32 protein-coding genes are annotated in these 24,568 nt (G+C 68.2%); 26 read left to right on the top strand and 6 right to left on the bottom strand.

Annotated elements, in window-relative coordinates; all coding sequences use genetic code 11:
• The first annotated feature begins 24 nt into the window (after window positions 1–24).
• From AB0H37_RS24830 to AB0H37_RS24785, 10 genes are all read left to right on the top strand, one after another.
• The gene (locus AB0H37_RS24830; protein WP_360615500.1) at window positions 25–573 is read left to right on the top strand and encodes a hypothetical protein; all 549 of its coding nucleotides are present in this window, start codon (window positions 25–27) and stop codon (window positions 571–573) included.
• 7 nt (window positions 574–580) lie between these two features.
• The gene (locus AB0H37_RS24825; protein ID WP_360615648.1) at window positions 581–1,678 is read left to right on the top strand and encodes a pentapeptide repeat-containing protein; all 1,098 of its coding nucleotides are present in this window, start codon (window positions 581–583) and stop codon (window positions 1,676–1,678) included.
• A gap of 20 nt (window positions 1,679–1,698) precedes the next feature.
• Window positions 1,699–1,956 (top strand): hypothetical protein, encoded by a 258-nt coding sequence (locus AB0H37_RS24820; RefSeq protein ID WP_360615498.1) that lies wholly within the window; start codon window positions 1,699–1,701, stop codon window positions 1,954–1,956.
• Window positions 1,957–2,610: 654 nt separating this feature from the next.
• A complete protein-coding gene (locus tag AB0H37_RS24815) occupies window positions 2,611–3,321 on the top strand; it encodes a hypothetical protein (protein ID WP_360615496.1) in 711 nt (236 codons plus the stop codon).
• A 9-nt stretch (window positions 3,322–3,330) separates the two neighbouring features.
• Window positions 3,331–3,666 carry a hypothetical protein gene (locus AB0H37_RS24810; RefSeq protein WP_360615495.1) on the top strand — a complete coding sequence of 112 codons (336 nt, stop codon included), beginning with the start codon at window positions 3,331–3,333 and terminating at the stop codon, window positions 3,664–3,666.
• Window positions 3,663–4,043 (top strand): hypothetical protein, encoded by a 381-nt coding sequence (locus AB0H37_RS24805; protein ID WP_360615493.1) that lies wholly within the window; start codon window positions 3,663–3,665, stop codon window positions 4,041–4,043. Before AB0H37_RS24810 ends, AB0H37_RS24805 begins: the two co-directional genes overlap by 4 nt.
• 102 nt (window positions 4,044–4,145) lie before the next feature.
• A complete protein-coding gene (locus AB0H37_RS24800; protein ID WP_360615491.1) occupies window positions 4,146–4,772 on the top strand; it encodes a DUF5565 family protein in 627 nt (208 codons plus the stop codon).
• Window positions 4,773–4,895: 123 nt separating this feature from the next.
• The gene (locus AB0H37_RS24795) at window positions 4,896–5,855 is read left to right on the top strand and encodes a hypothetical protein (RefSeq protein WP_360615489.1); all 960 of its coding nucleotides are present in this window, start codon (window positions 4,896–4,898) and stop codon (window positions 5,853–5,855) included.
• Window positions 5,856–5,994: 139 nt separating this feature from the next.
• Window positions 5,995–7,059: a hypothetical protein gene (locus AB0H37_RS24790; protein ID WP_360615487.1), complete on the top strand. Its 1,065-nt coding sequence runs from the start codon at window positions 5,995–5,997 to the stop codon at window positions 7,057–7,059.
• 234 nt (window positions 7,060–7,293) lie between these two features.
• Window positions 7,294–8,217: a hypothetical protein gene (locus AB0H37_RS24785; protein WP_360615485.1), complete on the top strand. Its 924-nt coding sequence runs from the start codon at window positions 7,294–7,296 to the stop codon at window positions 8,215–8,217.
• A 42-nt stretch (window positions 8,218–8,259) separates the two neighbouring features.
• On the opposite strand, the gene AB0H37_RS24780 is transcribed toward AB0H37_RS24785, so the two are convergent.
• The 3 genes from AB0H37_RS24780 to AB0H37_RS24770 all read right to left on the bottom strand — a co-directional run bounded on the left by AB0H37_RS24780 (window position 8,260) and on the right by AB0H37_RS24770 (window position 9,437).
• Entirely contained in the window at window positions 8,260–8,886 is a 627-nt protein-coding gene (locus AB0H37_RS24780; protein WP_360615483.1) for a hypothetical protein, read from the bottom strand.
• Window positions 8,832–9,128: a GYD domain-containing protein gene (locus AB0H37_RS24775; RefSeq protein ID WP_360615481.1), complete on the bottom strand. Its 297-nt coding sequence runs from the start codon at window positions 9,126–9,128 to the stop codon at window positions 8,832–8,834. Before AB0H37_RS24775 ends, AB0H37_RS24780 begins: the two co-directional genes overlap by 55 nt.
• An 87-nt stretch (window positions 9,129–9,215) precedes the next feature.
• Window positions 9,216–9,437 carry a hypothetical protein gene (locus AB0H37_RS24770; protein WP_360615479.1) on the bottom strand — a complete coding sequence of 74 codons (222 nt, stop codon included), beginning with the start codon at window positions 9,435–9,437 and terminating at the stop codon, window positions 9,216–9,218.
• A gap of 76 nt (window positions 9,438–9,513) precedes the next feature.
• On the opposite strand from AB0H37_RS24770, the gene AB0H37_RS24765 reads away from it, so the two are divergent.
• A complete protein-coding gene (locus tag AB0H37_RS24765) occupies window positions 9,514–9,714 on the top strand; it encodes a hypothetical protein (protein WP_360615477.1) in 201 nt (66 codons plus the stop codon).
• A gap of 1,315 nt (window positions 9,715–11,029) precedes the next feature.
• On the opposite strand, the gene AB0H37_RS24760 is transcribed toward AB0H37_RS24765, so the two are convergent.
• A complete protein-coding gene (locus tag AB0H37_RS24760) occupies window positions 11,030–11,431 on the bottom strand; it encodes a hypothetical protein (RefSeq protein WP_360615475.1) in 402 nt (133 codons plus the stop codon).
• A gap of 260 nt (window positions 11,432–11,691) precedes the next feature.
• Between AB0H37_RS24760 and AB0H37_RS24755 the strand changes: the two genes are divergently transcribed.
• Window positions 11,692–11,973: a hypothetical protein gene (locus AB0H37_RS24755; RefSeq protein ID WP_360615473.1), complete on the top strand. Its 282-nt coding sequence runs from the start codon at window positions 11,692–11,694 to the stop codon at window positions 11,971–11,973.
• Between the two features lie 119 nt (window positions 11,974–12,092).
• Here the strand turns inward: AB0H37_RS24755 and AB0H37_RS24750 are convergent, their stop codons facing one another.
• Together AB0H37_RS24750 and AB0H37_RS24745 are read right to left on the bottom strand one after the other, a co-directional pair.
• A complete protein-coding gene (locus AB0H37_RS24750) occupies window positions 12,093–12,596 on the bottom strand; it encodes a hypothetical protein (RefSeq protein ID WP_360615471.1) in 504 nt (167 codons plus the stop codon).
• 183 nt (window positions 12,597–12,779) lie between these two features.
• A complete protein-coding gene (locus AB0H37_RS24745) occupies window positions 12,780–13,640 on the bottom strand; it encodes a hypothetical protein (RefSeq protein WP_360615469.1) in 861 nt (286 codons plus the stop codon).
• A 708-nt stretch (window positions 13,641–14,348) separates the two neighbouring features.
• Here AB0H37_RS24745 and AB0H37_RS24740 point away from each other — a divergent pair.
• The 14 genes from AB0H37_RS24740 (at window position 14,349) to AB0H37_RS24675 (ending at window position 24,562) form a co-directional block, all read left to right on the top strand.
• On the top strand, window positions 14,349–16,634 hold the full coding sequence (locus tag AB0H37_RS24740) for a hypothetical protein (RefSeq protein ID WP_360615467.1): 2,286 nt from the start codon (window positions 14,349–14,351) through the stop codon (window positions 16,632–16,634).
• An 83-nt stretch (window positions 16,635–16,717) separates the two neighbouring features.
• Window positions 16,718–18,082 (top strand): hypothetical protein, encoded by a 1,365-nt coding sequence (locus AB0H37_RS24735; protein ID WP_360615465.1) that lies wholly within the window; start codon window positions 16,718–16,720, stop codon window positions 18,080–18,082.
• Window positions 18,079–19,161 carry a hypothetical protein gene (locus AB0H37_RS24730; protein ID WP_360615463.1) on the top strand — a complete coding sequence of 361 codons (1,083 nt, stop codon included), beginning with the start codon at window positions 18,079–18,081 and terminating at the stop codon, window positions 19,159–19,161. The genes AB0H37_RS24735 and AB0H37_RS24730 overlap by 4 nt, the downstream gene beginning before the upstream one ends.
• Window positions 19,154–19,648 (top strand): hypothetical protein, encoded by a 495-nt coding sequence (locus AB0H37_RS24725; protein WP_360615461.1) that lies wholly within the window; start codon window positions 19,154–19,156, stop codon window positions 19,646–19,648. Before AB0H37_RS24730 ends, AB0H37_RS24725 begins: the two co-directional genes overlap by 8 nt.
• Window positions 19,641–20,003, top strand: a complete 363-nt coding sequence (locus AB0H37_RS24720) for a hypothetical protein (protein WP_360615460.1) — start codon at window positions 19,641–19,643, stop codon at window positions 20,001–20,003. The genes AB0H37_RS24725 and AB0H37_RS24720 overlap by 8 nt, the downstream gene beginning before the upstream one ends.
• Before the next feature lie 49 nt (window positions 20,004–20,052).
• Window positions 20,053–20,178, top strand: coding sequence for a hypothetical protein (locus AB0H37_RS24715; RefSeq protein WP_360615458.1), 126 nt, complete (start codon window positions 20,053–20,055; stop codon window positions 20,176–20,178).
• On the top strand, window positions 20,175–20,408 hold the full coding sequence (locus AB0H37_RS24710; RefSeq protein WP_360615456.1) for a helix-turn-helix transcriptional regulator: 234 nt from the start codon (window positions 20,175–20,177) through the stop codon (window positions 20,406–20,408). Before AB0H37_RS24715 ends, AB0H37_RS24710 begins: the two co-directional genes overlap by 4 nt.
• Entirely contained in the window at window positions 20,405–20,752 is a 348-nt protein-coding gene (locus AB0H37_RS24705; RefSeq protein ID WP_360615454.1) for a hypothetical protein, read from the top strand. The genes AB0H37_RS24710 and AB0H37_RS24705 overlap by 4 nt, the downstream gene beginning before the upstream one ends.
• A 275-nt stretch (window positions 20,753–21,027) precedes the next feature.
• Window positions 21,028–21,855 carry a DUF6248 family natural product biosynthesis protein gene (locus AB0H37_RS24700; protein WP_360615452.1) on the top strand — a complete coding sequence of 276 codons (828 nt, stop codon included), beginning with the start codon at window positions 21,028–21,030 and terminating at the stop codon, window positions 21,853–21,855.
• Complete coding sequence (locus tag AB0H37_RS24695) at window positions 21,852–22,559, top strand: hypothetical protein (RefSeq protein WP_360615450.1); 708 nt, start codon at window positions 21,852–21,854, stop codon at window positions 22,557–22,559. The genes AB0H37_RS24700 and AB0H37_RS24695 overlap by 4 nt, the downstream gene beginning before the upstream one ends.
• Complete coding sequence (locus AB0H37_RS24690; RefSeq protein ID WP_360615448.1) at window positions 22,552–22,767, top strand: hypothetical protein; 216 nt, start codon at window positions 22,552–22,554, stop codon at window positions 22,765–22,767. Before AB0H37_RS24695 ends, AB0H37_RS24690 begins: the two co-directional genes overlap by 8 nt.
• Window positions 22,764–23,288: a hypothetical protein gene (locus AB0H37_RS24685; RefSeq protein WP_360615446.1), complete on the top strand. Its 525-nt coding sequence runs from the start codon at window positions 22,764–22,766 to the stop codon at window positions 23,286–23,288. Before AB0H37_RS24690 ends, AB0H37_RS24685 begins: the two co-directional genes overlap by 4 nt.
• Complete coding sequence (locus tag AB0H37_RS24680) at window positions 23,272–23,895, top strand: hypothetical protein (RefSeq protein WP_360615444.1); 624 nt, start codon at window positions 23,272–23,274, stop codon at window positions 23,893–23,895. Before AB0H37_RS24685 ends, AB0H37_RS24680 begins: the two co-directional genes overlap by 17 nt.
• Window positions 23,888–24,562 carry a DUF4326 domain-containing protein gene (locus tag AB0H37_RS24675; protein WP_360615442.1) on the top strand — a complete coding sequence of 225 codons (675 nt, stop codon included), beginning with the start codon at window positions 23,888–23,890 and terminating at the stop codon, window positions 24,560–24,562. The genes AB0H37_RS24680 and AB0H37_RS24675 overlap by 8 nt, the downstream gene beginning before the upstream one ends.
• Window positions 24,563–24,568: the final 6 nt, after the last annotated feature.

Genomic DNA, 24,568 nt, shown 5'->3' with positions numbered 1-24,568 from the left:
CGGCGGCCGGCGCGGCTTGTCCCGGTGTGGGTGGCGCTGGCGGCCACGTGCACCGCAGCCGTGGCGGTCGCTGGGCTGACGCTGTGGCTGGGGCTGGATCTTCTAGATGTGCACGGCATCAAACGCGAGAAGCAGATCACCTCGTCGGTGCTGTTCGATCTGGTGAAGCTGTCATTCGCGGTCGTGGCGGGACTGGGCGGCCTGGTGGCTTTGGTGGTGGCCTACCGCAAACAGCGCACCGAGGAGAATGCCGCGCTGCGCGAGGACACCAAGCCGCACGGTGACCGGTTCACCGCCGCGGTGACCCAGCTCGGCGACACCTCCCCCGCCGTCCAGTTGGGCGGGGTGCACGCGCTGGCCGGCCTGGCCGACGACGCCCCTACGCGCCAGCTACGCCAGACCTGTATCGACGTGCTGTGCGCGTACTTGCGTCTGCCCTATGACCCGAACCCCAGCGACGATCCTGGCGAAGGCCAGGACCCGGCCGGGCACGCCCGCGCGCGCCACCTTCCGCGCGATCCGCGAAGTCCGCCACACCGTTATTCGCATCCTCGGCAATCACCTGCGCGATGACGCCACGGTGTCCTGGCAGGGCCACGACCTGGACTTCACCGACGTCGTCTTCGACGGCGGTGACCTCCCCGAGGCCGTCTTCACCGGCGCCACCGTGTCCTTCCGTGGCACCCGGTTCGTGGGCGGGAAGGTCGACTTCGGGGGCGCCCAGTTCGTGGGCGGCATGGTCGACTTCGGGGGCGCCCGGTTCGTGGGCGGCATGGTCGACTTCGGGGACGCCCGGTTCGAGGATGGCATGGTCAACTTCGTGCACGCCCGGTTCGTGGGCGGCACGGTCAACTTCATGCACGCCCAGTTCGTGGGCGGCATGGTCGACTTCGGGGGCGCCCGGTTCGAGGATGGCATGGTCGACTTCGGGGGCGCCCAGTTCGTGGGCGGCATGGTCGACTTCGGGGGCGCCCGGTTCGTGGGCGGCATGGTCGACTTCGGGGACGCCCGGTTCGAGGATGGCATGGTCAACTTCGTGCACGCCCGGTTCGTGGGCGGCACGGTCAACTTCATGCACGCCCAGTTCGTGGGCGGCATGGTCGACTTCGGGGGCGCCCGGTTCGAGGATGGCATGGTCGACTTCGGGGGCGCCCGGTTCGAGGGCGGCATGGTCGACTTCCGAAGCGCCCGGTTCGTGGGCGGCATGGTCGACTTCGGGGGCGCCCGGTTCGAGGATGGCATGGTCGACTTCGGGCGCGCCCAGTTCGTGGGCGGCACGGTCAACTTCATGCACGCCCAGTTCGAGGACGGCACGGTCAACTTCATGCACGCCCAGTTCGAGGACGGCACGGTCAACTTCATGCACGCCCAGTTCGAGGACGGCATGGTCGACTTCGGGGGCGCCCGGTTCGAGGGCGGCACGGTCAACTTCGTGCACGCCCGGTTCGTGGGCGGCACGGTCGACTTCGGGCGCGCCCGATTCGAGGACGGCATGGTCGACTTCGGGGGCGCCCGGTTCGAGGACGGCACGGTCAACTTCGTGCACGCCCAGTTCGTGGGCGGCACGGTCGACTTCAGGGACGCCCAGTTCGTGGGCGGCACGGTCAACTTCGTGGGCGCTACCGGTCGGCGGCCGGAGCAGTTGCCGGACGGCATGGCCGACCACTTGTCGCAATAACATTCGTTTTCTAACAGCCGATGTTGACGCGCACCGGCCGGATCCGGGCACCGTGTGGGCGGGCGGCCGGTGAACGCGTGATGCGGCAGGCGCGTCTGAACCACATGGGCGGGGCGGACCTGGAACGGCAGGGTAAAGGCGGGCTACGGCGGCCGGCGCGGCTTGTCCCGGTGTGGGTGGCGCTGGCGGCCACGTTCACCGCAGCCGTGGCGCTCGTTGGGACGACGCTGCTCTGGCTGGGGTTGGATCCGTTAGACGTGCATGACGTCAAACGCTAGAAGTAGATCACTGAGGTTCCCCCGGTAGCACGGACAGCTTGATATTCCCCCGGTAGCACGGACAGCTTGATATTCCCCCGGTTTTCCGGACCCGATTGTTGAGAGACTGAGGGCTTGTCCGTTCGGGGAGGACATGTCCCGGGCGATCGAGAAGTTCAGTGAGGGCCTCGCGGATGTGGGGGCTTTGACGGGGCGGACGCGGATGGTGGCGTTGGCGCTGCTGCGGAACCGTCTGTGCTGGCGGGGCGGGATGTCGGCGCGTCGGGCGCATCGGATTCTGTTGCGGGGCCGGCGGGCACGGTGGCGGTTCTGGTCCGGGCAGTTCTAACAGAAGCAAGGCAGAGGAAGCGCCCTGCGGCCCGCGGGCTCGGAGGGCGCTTCTTCTGGTGCTGTCGGGCGGCTCTGGTCATTCCCGGCGCTCGCTGCCGGAGGAGAGGACGGCGCGCCGCGCAGGGGTGCCGCAGTCGCACTACCAATCCAGGCCTCGGCCGTGACCGGTACCGGGAAGTCGAAGCTCGTGGCCGGGCGCGCTGCCGGAACACGGTACGTGCCTTGACCGGCAGAGGGGAACGAGAACGCGGCCGCCAGCGTTCACACGTCCAATGAGGTCGCACATAGTGATGAAGTGACCCCGGAAAGCAACGGGAGGCTTCTTTGAGCGAGCAGGACACGCCCCCGCCGCGCATCCGGAACGGCGGCGCCTTCTGGTGCGACGAGCACCAGCGCTGGGAGTGCGTCAAGAACCGCAAGCAGGCACGCGGCGGAGGCCGCTGCCACCAGCCCGCCGTGACCGGCCTCGACCGCTGCCGCTCCCACGTCGGCGTCACCCTCGAACTCGCCGAAGTTCAGGGGGCCGCGATGGACGCCTGGTCCGCCACCTACGGGCAACCCGCCGTCGACCCCGCCCAGGCCGTCATCGGCATGCTGAACCTGGCCGTTTTCCGCGCGAACTTCTACGCCGGCCTCCTGGAGGAGCAGGTCCTCCGGGCGCAGGAAGACCGCGACGACGGCGGCGACCCCTACACCAAGGGCGCTCCCCCGGTGGGGGAGGGCGTCGGCCTCATCGGCCACACCTACTCCGCGGACAAGGAGTACGGAATCTTCGCGTCCGGCGAGGCCATCCGCGGCCTGGTCCTCCTCGAGGGCCAGGAACGCGACCGCGTCGTCCGGTATGCGAAAGCGGCCCACGACATGGGCATCGCCGAGCGACACATCCGCGTCGCCGAACAACAGGCCGCACAGCTCGCCGACGCCATCCGCAAGATCCTCGATGGCCTCAACCTTTCGCCGGATCAGCAGAAGGTCGTGCCGCGGCTCGTCCCGTCCGTCCTGCGCGCACTCGCCGCTGGCAACCCCGCCGCCTAGGAGAACCCCATGCCACGACTCTGGGAACTGACCCAGGACGACTTCCCCTGCCCGTTCACCGAACGCGAGCAGGAATTCGAGTCCTGGACCGAACTGCGCGACAACGCCGACCAGCACGACAACGCCCTGAACATCGTCATCTGGTGGGACTGGTGGCCGCCCTACGACGGCTGCCCGTCCGAGAGGATCACCCTGTACGTCGCCATGCCGAACCGCGAACGCGTCTACCCCTGGACGGCGCCCGTCCGCCGCGAGGAAGAGCCCGAGATCCGCGCCTGGCTACAAGGACGCCTCGCCCGCCTCGCCCGCTGGTGGCACGTCGAACCCACCCAAAGAGAAGCATGAGCGGCCTCGCCATCCCCGCCACCGCGGCCGCGCTCGACGACCGCGCTGACGTCGGCGGCGGGTTCTGCCCGCTCTGCAAGGCGTCCGCCGACCACAGCATCGGCCACGCCCGCATCACCCAGCCCGGCCCCATCGACACCGTGCTGATCGACCTCCCCAGCGGCGCCCTGGAGGGGCTGCTGGCCCGGCTCGCCGAGCTACCCGGCCCGCAACGTGTGGTCGCGGACGTCCTGGACGACTGGAACCACCGCCACAGCGGCCTCGCGTCATCCTCGCACGGCGTCGGCCTGTTCCTCGACCTCCTCACCGAGGCCGGCTACCGCATCACCCCGATCACCACCTCGAACGGCCCGCTCCCGGCGCCGCCCACCGAATGAGAACGGATCCCCGACCATGCGCAAGATGCCCACGATCTTCGTCCGCGACTGGGAGCATGCCCCTCCCGCGTCACCCGCGAACCCAACCCCCACTGCGCCTGGGTGTTCGCCGGCGAAGGCCGCGCCACCCGCAAGCTCGACGGCACCTGCACATGCTTCGACGGGCAGCGGTGGTGGGCGCGCCGCGAGGTCAAGCCCGGCAAGACCCCGCCACCCGACTTCCAGCTCGTCCAGGTCGACGACCGCACCGGGAAGCGCACCGGCTGGGAACCGATGGAGCAGTCCTCCTACGCCCGCTGGCACGCCGAAGCCCTCGCTCCCGATGCCGACGCCGACCACCCCGAAGGCACCCCGCAGACGTGGCAGCCCGGCACCTACGAGCTGTGGGGCCCGAAGATCGGCCGAGATCCCGAGGGCTTCGGTGAGCACGTCCTGATCCGCCACGGCTCCACCGGCCTCGTGGACGTCCCGCTCGATTTCGACGGCCTTGCAGCGTGGCTGCTCGCCCACCCGTACGAGGGCATTGTCTGGCACCACAAGGACGGGCGGATGGCCAAGCTGAAGCGGAAGGACATGCCCGCCGAGACCACAGGAGCCGCCGAGACCGCAGGAGCCGCAGCCGCGGCGGCCGCGCGGGAACTCGTCGACCAGCCGTACGAGTGGAAAAGCAACCACCGGCCAGTCGACCTCCGCGCCGGGAACCTCACGGGAGAGCCGGCCGGTGAGTAGGGCCGTCCGCACCCACCGGCGCCGGTTCCGCCGCTGCAACCCGACCGGGAACCCCACTCCGCTGCTCGTCGACGGCGCCGCGTACGCGCGCCGTGGGAAGGCCCGAACTCGAGGGAGGCGTCATTGACCGAATCAGCCGTCATCCCGACCAACCCTGCCGAGGAACTCGCCCAGCTCGTCCGCGAGCTCGTCGACGAGGTCACCACGGACGAGGCCGTCACCCGCTACCAGGGCGTCAACCGAGGCGCCGGCCGCACCGTGACGGTTGTCGACCCTGACGCCCGGCACCGCACCCGAGACGTCGGCCTCCTCGACCAGCTCCACGCGATCAAGTCCGCGAAGACCACGGTCCCGGTGAAGGTGTACCAGTGGGCCAGCGACCACCGCGGCCCCGACGGTGACGGCTGGGACGATCGCTGCAAGTCCGCCCGCGAAGGCCTGAAGTGCGCGCACGGCCAGTGGATCCACGTCCGCACCGAGCAGCGCCCCGCCGGCCGCCTCGGCGTCGTCACCGGGGGAGCGGCCATCCCCGGCGGATCACCCGGCTGGGACCGCGACGGCGCCCTCAACCCACTCCGCTCCCTGGGCTTCGAGTCCGTGTCGCCGGCCACCAGCGCGCCCGAACTCTACGACGACATCCGCCGCGGCATCGACCGCCTCCGCCGAGACCTCCGCCAGGCCGCCAGCCGAACCTGGGGCGGCCGCAAGACGCCATCAGCTGCGCTCCACGAGTGCGTCGGCCTGCTCCTGGACGTCGACGACGACACCGCCCGCGACGCCGTCCACCAGGTGCGGGGCTGGGTGTCGACCTGCCGGATCTTCCTCGGCTACGACGCATCCATCGTCAAACTCCGCGACCTCGTCTGCGGCCAGTGCGGGGGAGACCTTCACGTCCGCGCCGACGCCTCCACCGCCGTCTGGTGCGCTGGCCACCCAGCCGTCCAAGTGTTCGGGCCGGGCGGCCCCTGGACCGAATGGGGGCCGGTCGAGTACCCGGCCGAGCCTGGGTGCGGCGAACGCTACCCGCGCGGCTCGTGGATCAGACTCCTCGAACAAGCAGCTAAACAGGCTGAGCACGGATGATCGAACGGGCTCGCCCGGCCAGCCCCATGGACGAGGAAGCGCTACGGCGAGCCGCCGTTATGCGACCTGGCTGTGACCGCTTCGGGCCGTGCTCAAAAATCTAGAAGCGCACATAACCCCAATAGGGGATCATATGGCCGTGTCCCGCTACCTTGACGACGTTCAACCCCAACTCATCGCCCTCAGCGGCGTAGAGGCTCAGATCCTTGCCGACCTGGACACCGCCAACGGCGGCGTTGCCTGGTGGGATCACCTGGACCCGGCACGTCGAATCTTCATCGGGGATTACCTCCTCAGCCTGCTCAATTCCATCGAAGGCAACTTGACTGAAGCTGCCATGCATCGCAGCAAGGTCATCATCCTCTGGCGTCGAGAGAACGCTTGGTACAGCGGCCGAGTAGTGCGTCAGCGACTGGGCGATGAGCACTGGCTAAAGGCGAATGAGGAGACGGAAAATCGCCGGGTCGAGATCGATGCCCATCTAGGCGGTTTCTTTCGAGCCATCGGCAGCGTCATGGACAACCTAGCCGGTCTTGTTATCGGTGTAGCAGGTCTCAAGAAAGACATCGTTCGGGCCAGCGTCTTGGATCTACAGCTGGACAAGAGCGCTCCCAAGGGTGTGCAAGCAGACGGAGTTCCTGGGGGAAATCTTCAGATCGCGTGCGTCGATGCGCTCAAACAGGCCGTCGAAGGCGGCCCCCCTGGCTGGTGGCCATGGGTGAACGCTATGCGAAACACACTCGTTCACCGTGCGCGCCGACTCGCGTTCTCCCTTCCGGACAATCGGCGCTCCAGCGGCTTCATGCGCCCGCTGCCGCAGAACCCGCAACAGAGTGATGCGGAATCTCTCGCGCGGGCTAGGCGGTTCCCCGGCAATTACCTCCAAGAGGACGCTGAAGACACACTGAACGGCGTCATGGACGTTGTTCTGCAAGTCGTCCGGGCTACGGCAAGCAAAGCAGTTGACGTGTGGGCGGACCGTCGAAGCAACCCGAGCCTCATTCTCCAGCCCGCTGAGCAGTGGCCCAAACTCGAAGACCAGCCCTTGGCCTTTCATGGCTGTGCGCCTGGAAGTCTGCCGCGTCTCAGCAACACAAACATCTTCGTGATGGTGTCACCGGACCGGGGCAGGCGATTCCAAGCAGCGATGCTGCTCGACGCCAGCCGGGGCCAGTGGCCCCGTTGGTTGCGTGCCGATGGGTAGGGCACCTGCGAAGCGGCGACTGCCGAAGGGGCTTGGAGCCGTATCGAGTGCTCAAGCGGCGCAAGATCCCCTAGGTGTATGAGCCTCACCGATCTCTGTGCCAACGGAGGTCTAGGCATAGTCACTTTGGGTGATTTCTCCGCAGTAGCGTGATTCGCGAGGAAGTCGGCCCAGCCTGGGACGCAGACTGAGTGGCGATGGCGCCCCCCCGCCTAGATCCGATCAGGAGCGGCCGTGACAGGGAACCACTTCGAACTGCACGAATCGTTGGTCGAGTGGGTCTTCGCCCGCGCGGGTGAAGCGTCGGATGGCCGGGTAGACATCAGCGAGTTCGGCAAAGATCATCATCTCGACTCGCCAACCACCTTCACCCTGCTGAGTCAATGTAAAGAGCGCGGCTTCCTCGAAGACCGGCACAGCAGCATGGGCAGTCCCATAGCGAGTCTGACGAGCTACGGCTACGACTGGATGAAGGCCCGGCTCCTGCGTCAAGGCGACAAGGTGCAGCGGATGATCGCTGCGCGGAACGGTCTGCTGCGCTGGCTCTGGGAACAGAAGCAGGACGGCAGGGGATACCCCGTCGTGACGAACTTCCTCAAGACTGATGAGGCCAAGTTCGAAGGAGCCTTCCTCACGGAAGCGGAGATCGACAGGGCCGCAGCGTCGCTGACCGAGCGTGGTCTGATCCACGGCATGAGGTCGAGCGGGCGGCGCGGCCCGGTACGTGCGGAGACAACGGATGAAGGCGACCGCTGCGTCGAGCAGTACTCGGGAGATGTCATGGGGTACGAACAGGCGAAGCACACGGGCGGCCCGACGTTCAACTTCGGTGGCGACAACAAGGGCAACGTCTCTGCCGGAGACCACAACACCATGAACTCGACCGTCGTCGAGGCTGACACGGCCGCCAAGGTCATGGGGGTGGTCGAGCAGTACCGGCAGGCGAAGCCGATGATCAGCCTTCCGGCCGAGGCCGAGGCCGAGGTAGTCGAAATCATGGAGGAACTGGAGCGCGAGGCCAACAGCGACTCTCCAGACGTCGGCCGGCTCCGGCGCGGCCTCCAGTTCGTCGGCGCGCACCTGAACACGGCTGCTGCCGGAGCGCTCGGGAACCTCATCGCCGCCGGCGCCCTGGACCTGGCGGCACAACTGCACTAAGCGGAATCGGACATGCTCGCCTGGACCTGAACGGCCTGCGCTCTATGGCGTGGGCCGTTCAGGTCTCGCTGGCATGATGACGGCATGAGCCGCGTCTGCTTCCACTCGCCGTCCGGCACTGCCGAGCTCCTCGGCGCCGAACGCGCGCACGCCGGCCTGACCGCCCAGCGGATCGCCCTCGGCGCCGTAGACGCTTTCCATCATCACGAACGGCTCCGCGAGCTGCTCAACCCCTCGCACTACGCGGCGCGCAGAGACACCGCAGGCGAGATGATCACCTGGGCGTTCCAGTTCGAGCAGTCGCTCGCCACCGACAGTGCGGCAGAGCCCCTGCTTCTCTACCGCGGGCACCGCATCGACGCGTTCTCCCTGCTCCTCAACACTGCCATCGCCGTCGGCAGTGACCCCGTGAGGCTCCTGGCCCGGCTCCATGGCCAGTGCGAGCTGCACGGCTACGTCGAGGGCCCGAACCGGGCGTGGCTCGCCCGCATCATCGACCAGGGCCTCGCCGACGGCGTCCTCCGCCGCACCCTGCGGTACCAGCCGGTCGGCGCACGCCGCCGGGTCGCCGACCTCGTTCAGGGCGTCGTGGATGAGCTGGGAGAGGCGGTCGGTCAGCGGTTGGCCTGGATGATCTCTCGCATCTGGTCGGGGCCGTATGCGTCGCACCAGGTGCCGCGCAGGTTGCCCATCGACTCCAGGGATAGGATGAATGATGCGAGTTCCTTCTCTTCGCCGGCTTCCATGACGCAGACGATGTCGTAGGGACCGCCCGGAGTCCAGTAGATGTCCTTGAACTGCACGCCGTGCTCGCCTGCCGTCTTCCTGGCCTGCTCGTAGCGGTCGAGCGTATCCCGGTAGTTCTTTACGCCTTGCTCTGTCCACTTCAGAAACGCGACACCCGTTGTCATCGGAACCTCCCTTATACGCTGCGGCTTCTGCCAGCCTAGGGAGGAGCCTTTCACTGCGCCCCCAAGAGCGGGCTGCGTTTGCGCAGATCAGCGGGTCGGGCGGGCCGGGTCGTTGACGGGACGAGCGGACGGGTCCAGGACGCGTTCGCCGACGAGGGGGACCGCGCTCGGTAAAGTCGAAGCGCCGGCGACCGACTGGGTGACCTTGCCGGTCGCGTAGCGGACCTCGGTGTGCTCGGTCGCCTCCTCCGAGCCGAGGGGTACTCGTCCGGCCCTCCACCAACGCCCGTCGCAGCTCCGACACCCCACCGAGCCTTTGCCCCTGGGGAGTTTCTGCCCAGTTTCGCGGTACTTGGCGCAACCAACAGTGCGGTGCATCGCCCACGTGACCGAGGACGGCGGCGTGCACCTGTGGTCTCGGCGGCAGAAGCGCCTCAACGACGCCTTCCCTGAGATCGTCCTCGCGGTCTTTGCGGTGGACTGCGGAGCGCGGCTGCGTCGAACGGTAAGGGTCGCCTCAACGATGCGGGACAACAGGCTGGAAGCTCTTGGCGCGGAGCTGGAGGCGAAGCAACGTGTCATCTGAGCTGATGACAACGGCTGGACAGCGGTTACCTTCTCCGTCACCAAGGATGACTTCGTCGCCTCTGGCGATGTGCTCCAGACCTGGGCGCGCGAAGCGTCGGGAGGCAAGAACAACCCCGTCCGCATCCACCGAGTTGAAGTCGGCCCAGACGTCGTACTCCGTGATCACTGTGGCTCCCTAGGGTCTCCAACGTTGGCCGCGCTCTCAGCCTAGTTCACATGAAAGAGAAGATCCCCTCGGCTCTGGGGCGGGCTGAGGAGGGCTTGGAAAGTGCATACCTGTGCGTGGAGATCGTCGTGTTAGCCACACGGTGTGGTGTGGTTCAGCCCCCGTTGGCGCGATCTCGAAGCCCGCCTGTGTCAATGCTTCTGCGGATACCAGCCGATAGGTGGTGTAGTGGCTCAGGGCCGGATTCACCTGCTCGGCCGCCGATAGAAGATCGAAAGCGGAGAGATCGTTCGCTGCGTATACAGACAGTCCTGGCCGTCCACATCGATCAACGCACGTCTGTGCTGACTTCTGCAGATCACCCGGTAGCGCGAGACCAGCCCGAAGGATCCATGCCTCGGGCCGGAGCGGTGTATCGACTTGGCGGCCCAGCACTCCCATGTAGTGGGCACTACCCCAGGAGATTGTTTGTGAGCTACATGTAGGCGCAAAGACGACCCCAGGATCCCGTCTGCTTCAGGACTCCTTGAGACCCAGTAGCTCTGTAACTGTATCTGTTCCGTGGAGATCAGCGTAGACGCCGCCGTTGGACGTGGCGGCTGACGCGGAACGACCCCTGGTAGCCCCTGGAGACTGGGTAATGGGTCTGGGCGAGGCCGTGGTCGCCGTCATCCAGGGTGACCACGTCGACTCAAAGGCCGTCTGGCCCGAGCAGGTAGCGCGCGTCGGCCGTGCCCGCGGCGTGCTCTGGCTGGCGTCGGGGGCCCAGACCGTTCTCTGAGACGAGTGCCCGCGTCAATCCCGGCGTGGAGTCGTGGGCATCACTCTCCGTGTGTGGCGGGTATGCGGGGAAGTCTGGGGTGATAGAGGTCCTCTCGCTTGCGGCTGCCTCGTCCTCGGAGGCATCGGTGTTATCGGGGGTGCTCACGCCCCAATTGTGAAGGCTCGCTCTCTCGAGGGGCGACCGAATTGTCTGCTGTCACCGCCGACGGTCCCCGTGGCTGGCAAGCTCGAGCGGGACCGGCGGATACAGGCGCGAACGCCTGGTGAGACACCGCCGGCCCCATCGCAGATTGACCCTCAACAGAGTCAGAGCCTCAAGCATACGGCGACCCCGCCGCCCCCAGAACAGTCCCTGCGCCGAACCTCACAGCTCCCACGAGGGCCCATCGCTGACCCGCTCACCGTCGACATTCGTCGGCGCGTACTCGGCCAGGTGCGGGCGCTTGCCCTTCGGCGCCTCGAACAGCACCCAGCCCCGCATACACCTGCCGGGGCGAAGCGTCTTCTCGAACCCGGGGAAGAGCGGGACCGAGAACCAGTCGTCCGACCAGGACCTGACCGGGTCGATCGTCGTAGCGTCCGGATAGGTCAGCGACCACGGATCCCACGAAACCGTCGACGGCCCCGGCCCGCCGTCCAAGCACACGCGGACATCCAGGCCGGCGAAGACGTACCCCGCGCGCCGCGGCGGGAACTGGCTGCGGAGCGGCTGGCGGAACGAGAACACCGTCGCGGTGACCTTGTACTCCCCGTTCAGGAGGTGCACGGCCTGCCCCGGCCGGGGCAGAACGCTAGGGGACGGGCTCGGCGTCGCCGCTGTACTCGCCGAACGCGGAGCCGCGGGCGCCGCGGCATCGCCGGGGGAGGAGCCGCAGGCTCCGAGCGTGAGGCAGAAAGCGTTGGCCAGCGTTGCGATGCCCGAGGCGACCCGCCGGCGAGGAGGAGTCTTCACGACCGAAGGGTGCCCCACACCCGGCGGCCCACAGGCTTGGTTGCCGGTAGCGGTCAGGGAGACAACCTGTGCAGATGAAGCACGTCGCGCCGCCGACGCCCGTCTGCCCCGAGGTGGCGCATCATGATCGTGTGATCGTCAGACGAGTCCCCGGCGGGATCCTCGCCGACCGCGAAGCGCTCTCAGTGGAACACGGCCGGCCCCAGGCCACCATCCGCGCCCGATGCACCCCCGCAGCATGCGACATTGCCACCCGAAGGGTCCTTTACTGGTCGCACGAGGTGCGCGAAATGACACTCGCCACACCGAAACGGCGCCGGAAACTTGCGGAAACGGATGCCCTTACAGCACCCTGATCGCAGTACCACCTGTGTCTCCAAAGCCCGGCCACCGTGCCGGGCTTCTGCATGTCCGGGCAAGGACATCCACCGGCAGAGGCCAGGGCGTCACACCCGCACTCGTAGGCCGCGCATCCTCAGCGGGCGTCGCGGCGGGCTTGGCGGCGGGCGCCCTTGGCGCGGGTGGCGGCGTGGCGGCGGTTCAGCGCCGGGTCGGCGGTTGTGGGTCTGCGGCGAGCTGTCGTTTGGGGCGCCATCGACCCGGGTTGCGGGGCGCCGGGCTGATGTGGAGCTGGGCGGGACGGGTTGGCCGCGGCGATGCGCTCGGCCTTGATCTCTGAGGCGCTGCGCCTTGCGGCCCTGGCCAGATACCAGCTCACGCGGGCCAGGGCGTCCTCGAACACCTCTGCCTTCTGGGCGGCGCGGGTGTTCTTCGGACGGGCCTTGCCCCGTCCGCCATACTCCTCGATCCGCGCGCTCGCGGTACGGCGGTACACCTTGCTGTACTTGTTGCGGGCGCGCCGGATCCGCGTGTGCAGATCGACGAGCCCGTCCTCGGTGAGGTCAGAGAGTTCGGCACTCTCGGTCTCCCGGACAAGAGCCTTCTCGGGCTCGTTCAGCGAGTTCAGCAGCGCCTTCATCAGCCCCCCAGACGGTCGGTGCGCCCCTGTCGAGCGTCGCACGAACCTCCGCAAAGAGTGGGACGAGAACACCCCAAAAACGGCCATCACCGCAGTTGACCTCAAGTTACGTTGACGTCCTGCGTGAACGCCAGTTGCGGACGTCCGGCATGGGCCATGGTGAGCGCCCCTCCGTGTCGCCCCTTAGTTTTCGTTCTCTGCTTCGCTCTGCGTCAATTCAGATTCACCGTGGTTCCGACTCTTTCGCCTCGTAAACCAAAACCCGCCACCAATGGCCCCTAGACCGCTGAGGACGGCTGCGAGCGGGATAGCGAGGGTGACCAAGTGATTCTCGGCTTCTTTGGCCCTGTAGCCGATTGTTTGGTCGGCAATCAGATCCATTTGGAGAGATGGGGCATCCGCAACCAGGGGGTCGGCCGTGTTGCCCTTCAAAAGTGTGAGCGTGAGGGTAAGATGGTGAGTGCCAGGCTTCAACGCCTGGACGTCCCAACTCCAGTGGGCGCGGTCTTTTCTCCCGACCACCGGGAGTGTCCTGTTCGGACTCTTCAAGGTGACCTTCACGGTTTTTGAATCCGCGATTAGGTCGGCTTTTATGCGTCCGCCCGCTTTAAGTAAACCTGCTGCTCCGGGGCGAACGGTAGGGGTGCCCTGTTGCGGTTTTCTGCTTAGTGAAGGTGAGGGTTCCTCGGCGGGTAGCGGGCAGTCCATGTCTTTGGCGGCCTTGGGGCCGCAAACATATGCGTTCACCTCTGTGATGCTTCCGACGTTGACATGAAGGCTGCTGATACTCACCGTATACCTTGCCTCAAACAGCAGCGCTCGGTCCTTGAGGACCGTCCGGACAAGTTCTTGCTGTGGCGAAGGCCCGGGCGAAGCTGGCGAAAACAACTCCGCCACTTGGTGCCCCGCTGGGACTGCAAGGGCCAGGATCGCCGTCAGCGCTAGAGTGAGGCCGATGGCCTTCCTCTGTATGTGTGTGCCTGATCGTGAAGGCCTTCGATTTGGCTCGGTCGGCGGACCGTCATGCGGGTTCTTTGTTGCCACGAATACAAATATAGAGCCGTCTCTGAAATAAAAGGGATCTATTCGTTGCGGTGTAGGGGCCAGTTGCGGCCACGTTACAAGTGAAAACCCGCAGCTATCCGTCTGGAGGGGGCGGCGCGTTAACCGCCTCGGCTGGTTCTCCCGGCCTCGGATGCAAGCGGGTGCTGCCGTCACTAACGCATCATGGGGGGCGTGATCGTTCGTCTTACCCCGGGTGGGGTGCTCGCCGACCGGGAAGCCCTGTCCGTCGAACTCGGCCGACCGGTCGCGACAATCCAGGTCAAATGCACGCCCGTGGCCTGCGACGTCGCCACCCGGCGGGTCCTGTACTGGACCCGGGAGGCGCGAGGGATTCTGGACGCCACGCCGAAACGACGCCGGAAACTTTGCGGATTCGGATGTCCTTATAGCACCCTAGGACCGCAGCTTTGCTATGCCCGAAACCCGGCCAGTGCCTGCCCAGTCGGCGCTCTGACCATCCCTTCGCCGGCACTCCCGGGGGAGGTGCTCTGTGGCCGTAGATCTCGCATGGGAGTACGCCGCCCGCCAGTTCGACCCGCCACCGGTCAGCCCCTACCTCGGCAACCCGGTCGGCTGGATGACTGAACGGCTCGGCGCACACCTGTGGTCCAAGCAGCGCGACATCGCCAACTCGATCGTCACGCACAAGCGCACCGCGGTGAAGTCGTGCCACAACGCCGGCAAGTCGTGGATCGCCGCGCAGACGCGGCGTACTGGATCGACGTCCACCCGCCCGGCGAAGCCTTCATCGTCAGCACGGCACCGACGTACGCGCAGGTCCACGCGATCCTCTGGGAAGAGATCCGCAAGGCCGCCAAGAACCCGCACGGTGACCCGCTGCCCGGCCGCGTCCTGCAGTCCGACGAGTGGAAGCTCGACGACGGCACCCTGGTCGGGTGGGGCCGCAAACCCGCCGACAACGACCAGCACGGCTTCCAGGGCATCCACCGCAAATTTGTACTCGTGATCCTGGACGAGGCGTGCCACGACGACCAGACCGAAGTCATGACGGAGTTCGGCTGGCGTCTCTTCTCTGAACTGGACGGCACTGAGCGCCTTCTGACGATGGACCCATCCACACATGAGGCGCGCTACCGGCTGCCTGAACGCGTCATCGCCAAGCCCTACAGCGGGTCCATGTACCTGTACGAGGCCAAGGACGCGAACTACTGCGTCACTCCCGACCATGACATGTACTTCCACGGAAGAAATGGACGCGCGCAGGACACCACATGGCGTAAGGCGCCGATGTCGTATCTGGCGAACGCGACAAACAAGTACATGTCCAAGGCCATCACGTGGCGCGTCGCCGACGTTGAGACTCACACTGTCCCTGCCTACCACGGCGACCGGAAGTCATTCCCGGAACTGACCGTTCCGATGGACGAGTGGATGGAGTTTCTCGGCTGGTATTGCTCCGAGGGGCACCTGATTCGACGCGGAGACAAGGCGTACGGAGTCGGGATCTCTCAGAAGGACCCGGAGACGCTTGCTCGGATCCACAAGCTCTGCGTCCGGCTCGGTCTTCCGGCGAAGCTCTACCCCAATCAGGTGCACATCCACAGCCGCCAGATCGGTGAGCATCTTGCCGCTCTCGGCACTGACTGCCTCACCAAGCGGATCCCGGTATACGCCAAGAACGTCAGTGCCCGGCAGATCGGGATCTTCCTGGACTCGTTCTCTGAGGGCAACGGGTACCGCAAGGGCAAGGGCGAGATCCTCTATACCTCGTCCGAGGGCATGGCCGACGACCTCCAAGAGATGACGCTCAAGACGGGCGTTCCGTCCGTGGTCCGCCGTCGCGACCTGGCGGGGCGACGCAGCAATTTCGGCACCCACGTCGCTACCTCGTCGACGGATGGCTACGTGGTGACTCGGCCTCTTGAGTCGTCGAAGATCAAGCACTACCCGAAGAACGTTCGGGAGATCGACTACGAGGGCATGGTGTACTGCGCGCGCATCCCGCCCGAGAGCCTCCTGCTCACGCGCCGCAATGGTTACACGCTCTGGTCTGGAAACTGCGGCATTCCCGAGCAGCTGTGGACGGCCGTCGAAGCGATCACCACGACGAACACGTGTCGCATCCTGGCGATCGGGAACCCCGACGATCCCAACACTGAATTCGGGAACGTGTGCAAGCCCGGCTCCGGCTGGAATGTCATCCGCATCTCCGGGTTCGATACCCCGAACTTCATCGGCGAGGAGGTCCCCGACGCCGTCCGGGACCTGATGCTGTCCCCGGAATGGGTCGAGGACAAGCGGCGACGCTGGGGCGAGAACTCACCCCGCTACGTCGCCAAATGCTTGGGCGAGTTCCCCGAGATCGGCGACGACACCCTCATCTCCCCGCGGTGGATCGAGGCCGCGCAGGCCCGCCAGCTCGAACCCGGCCCGCACAGCGTCCTGTCGGTGGACGTCGCCCGGTTCGGATCCGACTCCACCATCCTCGTCCTGGCCCGCGGCGCGCTGATCCGCGTCATCGCCGAGCACTCCAAACTCCGCACGACCGAGACCACCGGCCACGTCATCGCCGCCAAGCGCGAGCATCAGGCTGACGAGATCCGCGTGGACGGCGTCGGAGTCGGCTCCGGCGTCGTCGACGAGCTACTCGAAGCCGGCTACGACGTCGTGGACATGCAGTCCGGCGCCGCCGCGCTCGACTCCGAGCACTACGCCAACGCCCGTGCCGAATGGTGGTGGGGTCTGCGGCAGCGGTTCGAGGACGGCGACATCGACATCGACCCCGATGACGACGAACTCGCCGCGCAGCTCGGCACGATCAAGTACAAGTACACCGCCCGCGGGCAGGTGCTCATCGAGTCCAAGGACGAGATGAAGAAGCGCGGCCTGCCCTCGCCGGACCGGGCGGACGCGGTGATGCTCGCCAAGGCCCGCGTGATGCCGCCCGACCGACTTGTCGAGGACGAGGACCTCGACGAGGACCTCGACGACTTCGAGATCTCCCCATACTGATCAGCCCGAGGAGGTGGCCGTGCCCGTCCTCGACCGTCTCCAGGAAAGCGTCCAGCCATACTGATCAGCCCGAGGAGGTGGCCGTGCCCGTCCTCGACCGTCTCCAGGAAAGCGTCCAGGGAGTCTACGACCGGGTCACCGGCCGGTCCGCAAGGTTGTGGCTGGCGGAGTCGGCCCGCGCCGAACGGGAGATGCGGCTCCACCTCGAAGAGTCGATCTCCGACCTCGAGAACCGGATGAGCGAGCCGGGCTGGCAGCGGCTGACGACCCTGGCCGATCAGGAGTTCTCGCGGGACGGCCTCAAGCAGGTCACAGCGGTGTGCCGGATCATGGCGATCAAGAACCCGCTGCTGAAGCGCGGCCTGTCGCTGCGCGCGTCCTACGTGTGGGGGCAGGGAGTCCAGATCTCCGCCCGCGCGCAGGGCAAACGCCCCGGAGAGCAGGACGTCAACGCGGTCATCCAGCGGTTCCAGGACGACCCGTCGAACCGGCGGACCTTCACCAGCCTCGGCGCGTGCGAGGACAACGAGCGGGCGCTCGGCACGGACGGGAACCTGGTCATCAGCCTGTTCACGCGCCCGATGACGGGCCGGGTGCAGGTGCGAATCCTGCCGTGGGACGAGATCACCGACGTGATCACCAACCCGCAAGACCGGTCCGAGCCCTGGTTCTACCGGCGGGAATGGTACGAGGAAGAGCAGACCGGCTCCGGGGTCGTCGACCGGCGCCGCATCGCCTACTACCCGGCGCTCGGCTACCGGCCCCGCCTCCGCCCCCGCAAGCTGTCCTTCCCCGGGCGCGGTGACGGCGGTTTGGTCGAGGTGTTCTGGGACGCCCCGGTCCTGCACGTCGCCGTCAACAGCCCGCTGCACTGGAAATGGGGCATCCCCGACAGCTACGCCGCTGTCGACTGGGCCCGTGCCTACACCGAGTTCCTGACGGACTGGGCGCGCCTCATCAAGAGCCTGTCGCGGTTCGCGTGGAAGCTCACCACCCCGGGCCGCAAGCAGGCGCAGGCCCGCGCCCGGGTCGCAGCCGCCCCGTCCCGAGACGGCCTCTCGGGGGAGCCGAACACGGCCGGCGCGACGGCGATGCTGCCGCCCGACATGGCCCTGGAGTCGATCCCCAAGAGCGGCGCCACCATCGACTCCGAATCGGGCCGGCCGCGCGCCGCGATGATCGCCGCCGCGCTCGACCTCCCTGTGACGATGCTGCTCGGCGACCCCGGCGACCCCGGCGTCACCGGCTCCCGCGCCACCGCGCAGACCCTGGACCAGCCGACCGAGCTGGCGATGCAGATGCGCCGCGAGCTGTGGACCGATGTGCGCCGCACGATCCTCGACTACGTCATCGACCAGGCCGTGAAGGCCCCCAAGGGCCCGCTCACCGGCTCGGTCACCCTGGATGAGGACGGGCCGACACGTTCCGGGAGCCGCTTGCCGACGTGATGCTCGCCGCCGTCCCGGACAAGGCCCGCGCCCAGGCCGAAGCGATCATGGCCGAGTTCCTCCGCGTCCGGGAGATCGACAAGACCGGCGTCACGATCTACCAGGAGCAGCGCGCCGAGCTGGAGAAATCCAGGGCCGCCAATCGCGAACTCGGCCGGATCGTCGAGCACCTGGGCGACCTCATTAAAAACGCCTTCAGCAACGGTGCGGAAGACCCCATCGAGGCGCTCCACACCCTCGGCAACTATCTGGCTGAGACGCTCGTCCTCGACGGCGTCGAGTACGACCGCGCCTACCAGGCCCTGGAAGACAGGCGCCGCGACGACGCAGCGCTCAAAGCCGCGCTGGCCGAGGAGCGCCTGCAGCTGGAGCAGGTGCGCGCCGCCCTGAAGCCGAAGGAGACCCCGCCAGCCAGCGGCGCGGCGGCATGCGAACTCGCCGAGTGTGAACAGTTCCGCGAGTGGATGTCCGGTGGGAAGGCGAACGCGGACAAGCGAGCGCGGCAGGCTGAGACCGACCGGGACGAGCTGCTCGCTGAGCTGGAGGAGGAACGCCGGACCGTCGACGCCCTCCGGCAGAACCGCGACCAACTCCAGGACGAACTCACCGCCGCACGCAAGGGCAAGATCGAGCAGATGCTCGGTCGCCTCGACGACTGGGACGGAGACCTCGCCGCCGTCGTCTCCGACCGGTCCAGGCTCAACGCTCAGCGTGACGCCGTCCTGATGCTCATCGGCGAAGCGCACAGCCTTGCCGCCGCCGACATCCAAGCTGGCGGGCCACGCAACCAGCTCGACGACCTGGCCATCCCGGTCCACGACCTGCTCATCGCGTTCGGCGTGCTGGGCCAGGACGGCACCGGGCGAGTCGAGCAAAAGCCGGGCGACCAGGAGCGCCGGAACCTGGTCGCGGCGACGATCGCCACCGCCCTGGCCCGCCGCATGGTGATCTGCGAACACACCCAGGTCATCGAGTACGGGAGCTGCGCCGACGCCGTGCTAACCGCCCTCGCCCGATGGGACGACGAAGGACTGCGCCGCGCCGGCCGACTCGACGGGACGGAGGCGGAACGTGCCTGATGCCCTGCCCCGAGCGCTCTACATCCCGGCGCTAACGATCTGGAACCCGTGGGCCGCGATGATCGCCGACGGCTACAAGACGATCGAGAACCGGCCCTGGATGACCTACCACACCGGACTCCTGGCCATCCACGCCGCCGCCGGCGCCAGGACCCGCGCCTACCAGAAACACGCCATCGACCTTGCCGCGCGCATCGCCGGCCTCTCACCCGCGATCGTCGAGCGAAGCATGGAAGTCCGCGGCGCCGTGGTCGCGGTCGCGCGCCTCACCGGCGTGTGCTCGCTGTCCGTGCCGAAGCCAGCCGGTCAGCCCCCCGACTGCGACTGCGGCCCCTGGGCCTTCAGCGGGCAGCGGCACTTCAAGCTCGCCGACGTCCGCGCTCTGCCCGAGCCGGTGCCGTGCAGAGGCTTCCAGAAGCTGTGGACGCTGCCGGACGACGTGTACGAGGCCGTCCTCCCCACCGCAGAGGCGGTGCTCCATGGATGACCTGACCGTGGTCGAGGACCTGCTCACAGCCGCTCAGCGTCTGCGTAAGACCGCTCAGGGGACCACGCCCACCCCCTGGCGCGTGCACCTCCGCTACTACCGCAAGAGCCCCAACATGCTGGCGGGTGCGGAGTTCGAGACGCCGCAGCACACGAGCGGGATCTCACTCAAGTACCCCCACGTGCTGGCCGACAAGCAGTGGAAGGCGTTGGCTTCGCCCGTGCTCGCCGAGCCGCTGGCTCGTGCCTTCGAGAGCCTCGCCGCCACCATCCTGAAGATCGGCCTCCCGCCTGACGGCGGACTCGCACAACATCTGATCGACCTCGCCCGGACGCTCCTGGGGAGGACACCATGAGCCCTGCCTATGAGATGCGCGCAGCCGCGATCGCTCACTGGAGCCTCCGATGATCGATGAGCTGATCGACCTCTGGCATGACGCGCCCTGGTATGCCCGCGCTGTCTTCTTCGGCGTTGTCCCTGCCAGCGTCCTGGCCATCGTCGCGGGGGTCGTCCTGGCGGTGCGCGCATGACAGCGGTCGAGATCGTCGCCACCCTCGCCCAGACCCGAAAGACGCGCCGCCTCGGGCAAGGACGTATCGCCGCCCGGCTCGGGAAATGCCGGAACAGCGTCCTGCGGTGGGAACTCGGCCACTGCTCCCCGTCTCTCGACGCCACCGCGGCGTGGGCGGAGGCGCTCGGCTACCGGCTTGCGCTCGTCCCCGCCGAGCCGGGAGCCGACGGTCAGGAACCGACGCCATGAACGATGCGCTGTTCGACCTTCCCCCGGCCCCGCAGCCGTCCACAACGGCCAGCCGACCGAGACCGTCCACCCGACGCCGCCCCCCGGCCGCCCCCGCGCCGCCGGACCTGTTCGGCCCCGGGACCGACGCCCGCCGCCAGATCGACGGCCTGACCTGCCTGCGCGACTCCGTGCCCGACGCAATGCACATCCTTTTGCACCTGTGCTACTGGCGCGGCCACGACGACCGTGGGATCGGCGCGTCTGGCGATTGGGCGTACTCAATCCGCCGCAACGGACTCCACTACGAGCACACCTACGACTGGTGGAAGGGGGCGCGGCGACGCGGTGAGCGGTACGGCTGAGACCGCACCCCTGCCCGCCTCATCACCTGGGGGGAACTGGCCGCCCATCTCGGCGGGCACTCCGCCCGCGCGGGCATCCTCGCGTGGGCGGACGCGCTGCCCACGCCGTCCTGGAACGAGATAGGGCGGCCGTACGAGCTGTGGCCAAACCCGCACGAGTGGGCCCCCGGCTACATCACGCGCGACCGTGAGCGGCCCACCTGGCCCGAGCGGATCGCCGCCTGGCGCGCCCTCCAGGCGATGTGCACGGATGCCATCACCGCACTGGAGTCGGCATGACTAACCCGATGATGCCGCCCGAGGTGGCCGAGTGGATCCGTGACGAGGTCCTCGGCGCGTACCACTGGGCCGTCTGGACCGGCGACTGGCGGACCGGCACCCCGGCCAACGAGCGCAACCCCGAGTGCCAGCCGGACTACACGCCCGACGAGCCCGACCCAGCGTCGGTGCACTTCTGCGAGCGGATGGGAGCCCTCGTCGGCCCCGGCCGGCGCCGCGGAGACCAGTCGAAGAGCTCCCCGGTCCGCAAGTACGAGGTGTACCTTGCGCAGGCCGTCCAGGCCGCTGGGCTGCCGCCGTTCACCGTCGAGCGTGCCGCGTGGATCCGCGCGCACGCCTGGACAGCGGGCATGCGCGAGATCGACGCCTCCTACCCCGGCGGCCGCGGCTGCTTCCTGTACCGGATCAGCCCGTGCGAGATGCGCCGGTGCGGCGCCTGCGACTCCGGCCGCTGCGACCGGTGCATCGCCCGGGAGCAGGACGGTCTGGCCCTGGACTTCGAACAGACCGTACGGGAAGACCGTTCCGCCGCCCTCAGCGCACTCTCGCGCTGGCCGTCCCGATGGGACGCCGCCGTCACGCTGGACGGCCGCACCGTCGCGCACCTGTACGCGGTCGAGAACCAGAGATGCGCCGGCTGGGTCTGCACCTGCGACTGCCGACGCGCCGAGCCGGCCGACACCGGCGAGGGCGAGGTGGCGGGCCCACACGCCGCGCCACGCCCACGCGCCCGACGCCGAGATGAGCAGCGTGCCCGCCCGGCTTCTGAGCTCGTCCAGGACGCCCTCTTCCCTGCGCTCTTCCCCGTTGGAGACGCGACGTGACCGCTCCGAACCGCCCGCCGATCCCGGCGTCGTGCGCGCACCGGCCAACCGTGGGCGGACTCGTCGCCCCGGTGATCAATTTGCGGCTCGCGGATGGAGGTGTCGACTTCCGGTCCCCGCACCAGACCACCTACGCCCGCTGCTGGACGCAGCGCCTCTGCCAGACATGCGGGAACGGCCTCGGCCGCCCGGCTGTCCTGTTCGGCGGCCCCAACCAACTGGCCTCCCGCCACTTCGACGAGCCGCCGCTCTGCCCGCCCTGCGCCCTGTACGCGTCCCGCGCCTGCCCGATGGTTGCCGGGCGGCAACCGTTCTACGCCGACCGCGCCCGCGTCTCCGACGGCCACCGCGGCAAGACCTGCACCGACCCGGCCTGCGACTGCGGCGGCTACGTCCCCAGCGACCTCAACGCCAACGACGCCGGCGGGGCCCCCGCGCACCCCTGGTACGCCCTGTACGTGGAGCCGCGCGGCTACACCGTCACCGTCCAGGACGTCGAGTCGCCCTGCCCGGACGCGCGATGCCGGCACGCCTCCCACCGGCGCAGGATCGTGAACGGCGGGATCCTCAACCGCCCGCCGCTCAAGGTCGTGCTGGTCTCCGCGCCCGGCGAGGGCCGGCCCTGGCGGCGCCTCACCGCGGCCGAGGCGGCCGAGCTGCTGCCCGCGGACTACCGACACCCGAAAGGGGCCCGCCGTGCCTGACTCCCACAGCTCGGCCCCGGCATGCCCGTCCTGCGGCAGGGAGAAGAACCCACGCCACTACCTGTGCCGCGGCTGCTGGGCGCAGCTGCCCGACACCGTGCGCCGGCTCCTGTACCGCAAGGACCGGCTCGCGTTCCGCCGCCTGTCCGACCTCCACGAACAGCTCCGCAACAACGTGCCCCTGCACGAGATCGAGGTGACCCCTTGAGCGAGCACACCGCGATAGACGAGCGCGCCCTGGACGAGGCCGCGCAGACCATCCACGAGCGGCAGGACGAGCTCCGCGACAGCCAGCTCGTCACCGCGGCGGGGCAGGTCACCGCCGTGTGCGAGGTCATCGCCTACGCGCGGCTCCGTGACCGGGAGCTGCTCGACCGGCGAGACGCCGAGCCCCGCGACCGGCGGGAGTGTCGCCTCTCTTGGGAGCGGCGCGCCGGCGACGTCCGCGACCTCGCCGACCGCCTCCAGGCCGCCCTCGACAACGCCCAGCTCGTCGAGCCCACGAACCTTCCGCACGCGCCGGTGGTCGCGCCGCTGGCATCGGGGGAGTGGGGCGTGTGCTGCCTCGCCTGCTCCGACGCCGCGAAGGACTACGTGCCCCGCTGCATCATCCGGCCGGACGGATGGCCGCCCCTCGTCCTGCGGGACGGGCCGCCGAGCACCCTCCTGGAAGCCCGTGCTCGCGCCGCCGCCGACACCTACGGAGCCCCTGGTGAACCATCCGCCTGAACTCGTCGACCAGGTCGCTGCCCGAATCCGCGACCTGGTCCGCATCCACCCCGGCCCCAACGCCACCGCTGCCCTCACCGCGGGCCGGCCCATCATCCTGTCCGGCCGGGAAGCTGAGGTCGCGGCGATCGCCGGGCTCGACGTCCTCGGCCCGAAACTGGACGAGGAGCGCCAGCGAGCCGACACTGCGGAGCAGGTCGCCGGCGAGTTGGAGGCCGAGGGCGTCGAGCGGATGGCCGACCGTTTCATGGAGCAGACGAAGATCCGCTCCATGGAGATCCGCGGCGGTATGGACCTCGACCTGGAACCCTCCCGCGAACTGGTCGCCCTCTGGGTCGGCGCAGCCCGCGGAATGCTCGGCGACGCCCCGAACTACACCGAAACGCTGTTCGAGGTCCCGACCGACGACGACCCGAAGGTCTCCATGGAGGTCAAGCTCGCCGGCGAGGTCGACCGGTATGCGTTCGTCCTGCAGCGAGTGGGGAAGGTCACCCCGCACCAGGCCCGCATGCAGGCGGAAGAACGCGCCGACCGCGCCGAAGAGGAGGCGGCGCAGCTCCGCGAGGAGATCTCTCGACTTCGCGCTCAGAGAGGTGAGAATGCCTGATCAGTGGCGCATGCACGCCCACGACGACGGGGTCTACATCAACCTCGGCGCCCGCCCCTCGGTCGAACTGCACGGCCTGCGCCTGCCGATCGTCCCGGTCGACGTCCGCCAGGTCGCCGACGACGACCCCGCCGCGACGCACTGGGGGTGGCTGAAGACCGGCGCGGACGAGCCGACGATGATCTGGCCGTCCCACGCCCAGTTCTCCGTCTGCTTCCCCTACGGCTACCGCGCCGAGGAGGAAGCAGGGAAAGGCCGCGCCGTCCGGCTCGCCGTCACGCGGGTCCCGCAGCGCGTCCAGCGGCGCCGCACAAAAGGATCTCGACTGCCCTCCGGCGCCCGAGTGATCGACCGGACGACCGGCTTCGGCAACCCGTTCACCATCGCCGACGCCACCGCACACGGCCACGAGAACCCGCAACGCGCCTGCGTCGAACTGCACGCCGCGTGGCTCGACGGCGAAGGCCCCGACCAGTACCACGTCGGCAACCGGTGGTTCGACCGCCGCTGGGTCCTCGAACACCTCCACGAACTCCGAGGCCGCGACCTCGCATGCACCTGCGGCCCCGACGACCCCTGCCATGGCGACACATTGCTGCAGCTGGCCGCCGGAGAGACCCAGGTCCGGTTCGCAAATCAGGAGGATCGCCGCCACAGGCGCGAGTAGGGTGTC

This window comes from Actinomadura sp. NPDC023710 (genome assembly GCF_040639875.1).
Classification (GTDB): Bacteria; Actinomycetota; Actinomycetes; order Streptosporangiales; family Streptosporangiaceae; genus Spirillospora; species Spirillospora citrea.
Note: the sequence above shows the minus strand (reverse complement) of the source record. Positions and strands in the feature narration are given on the sequence as shown.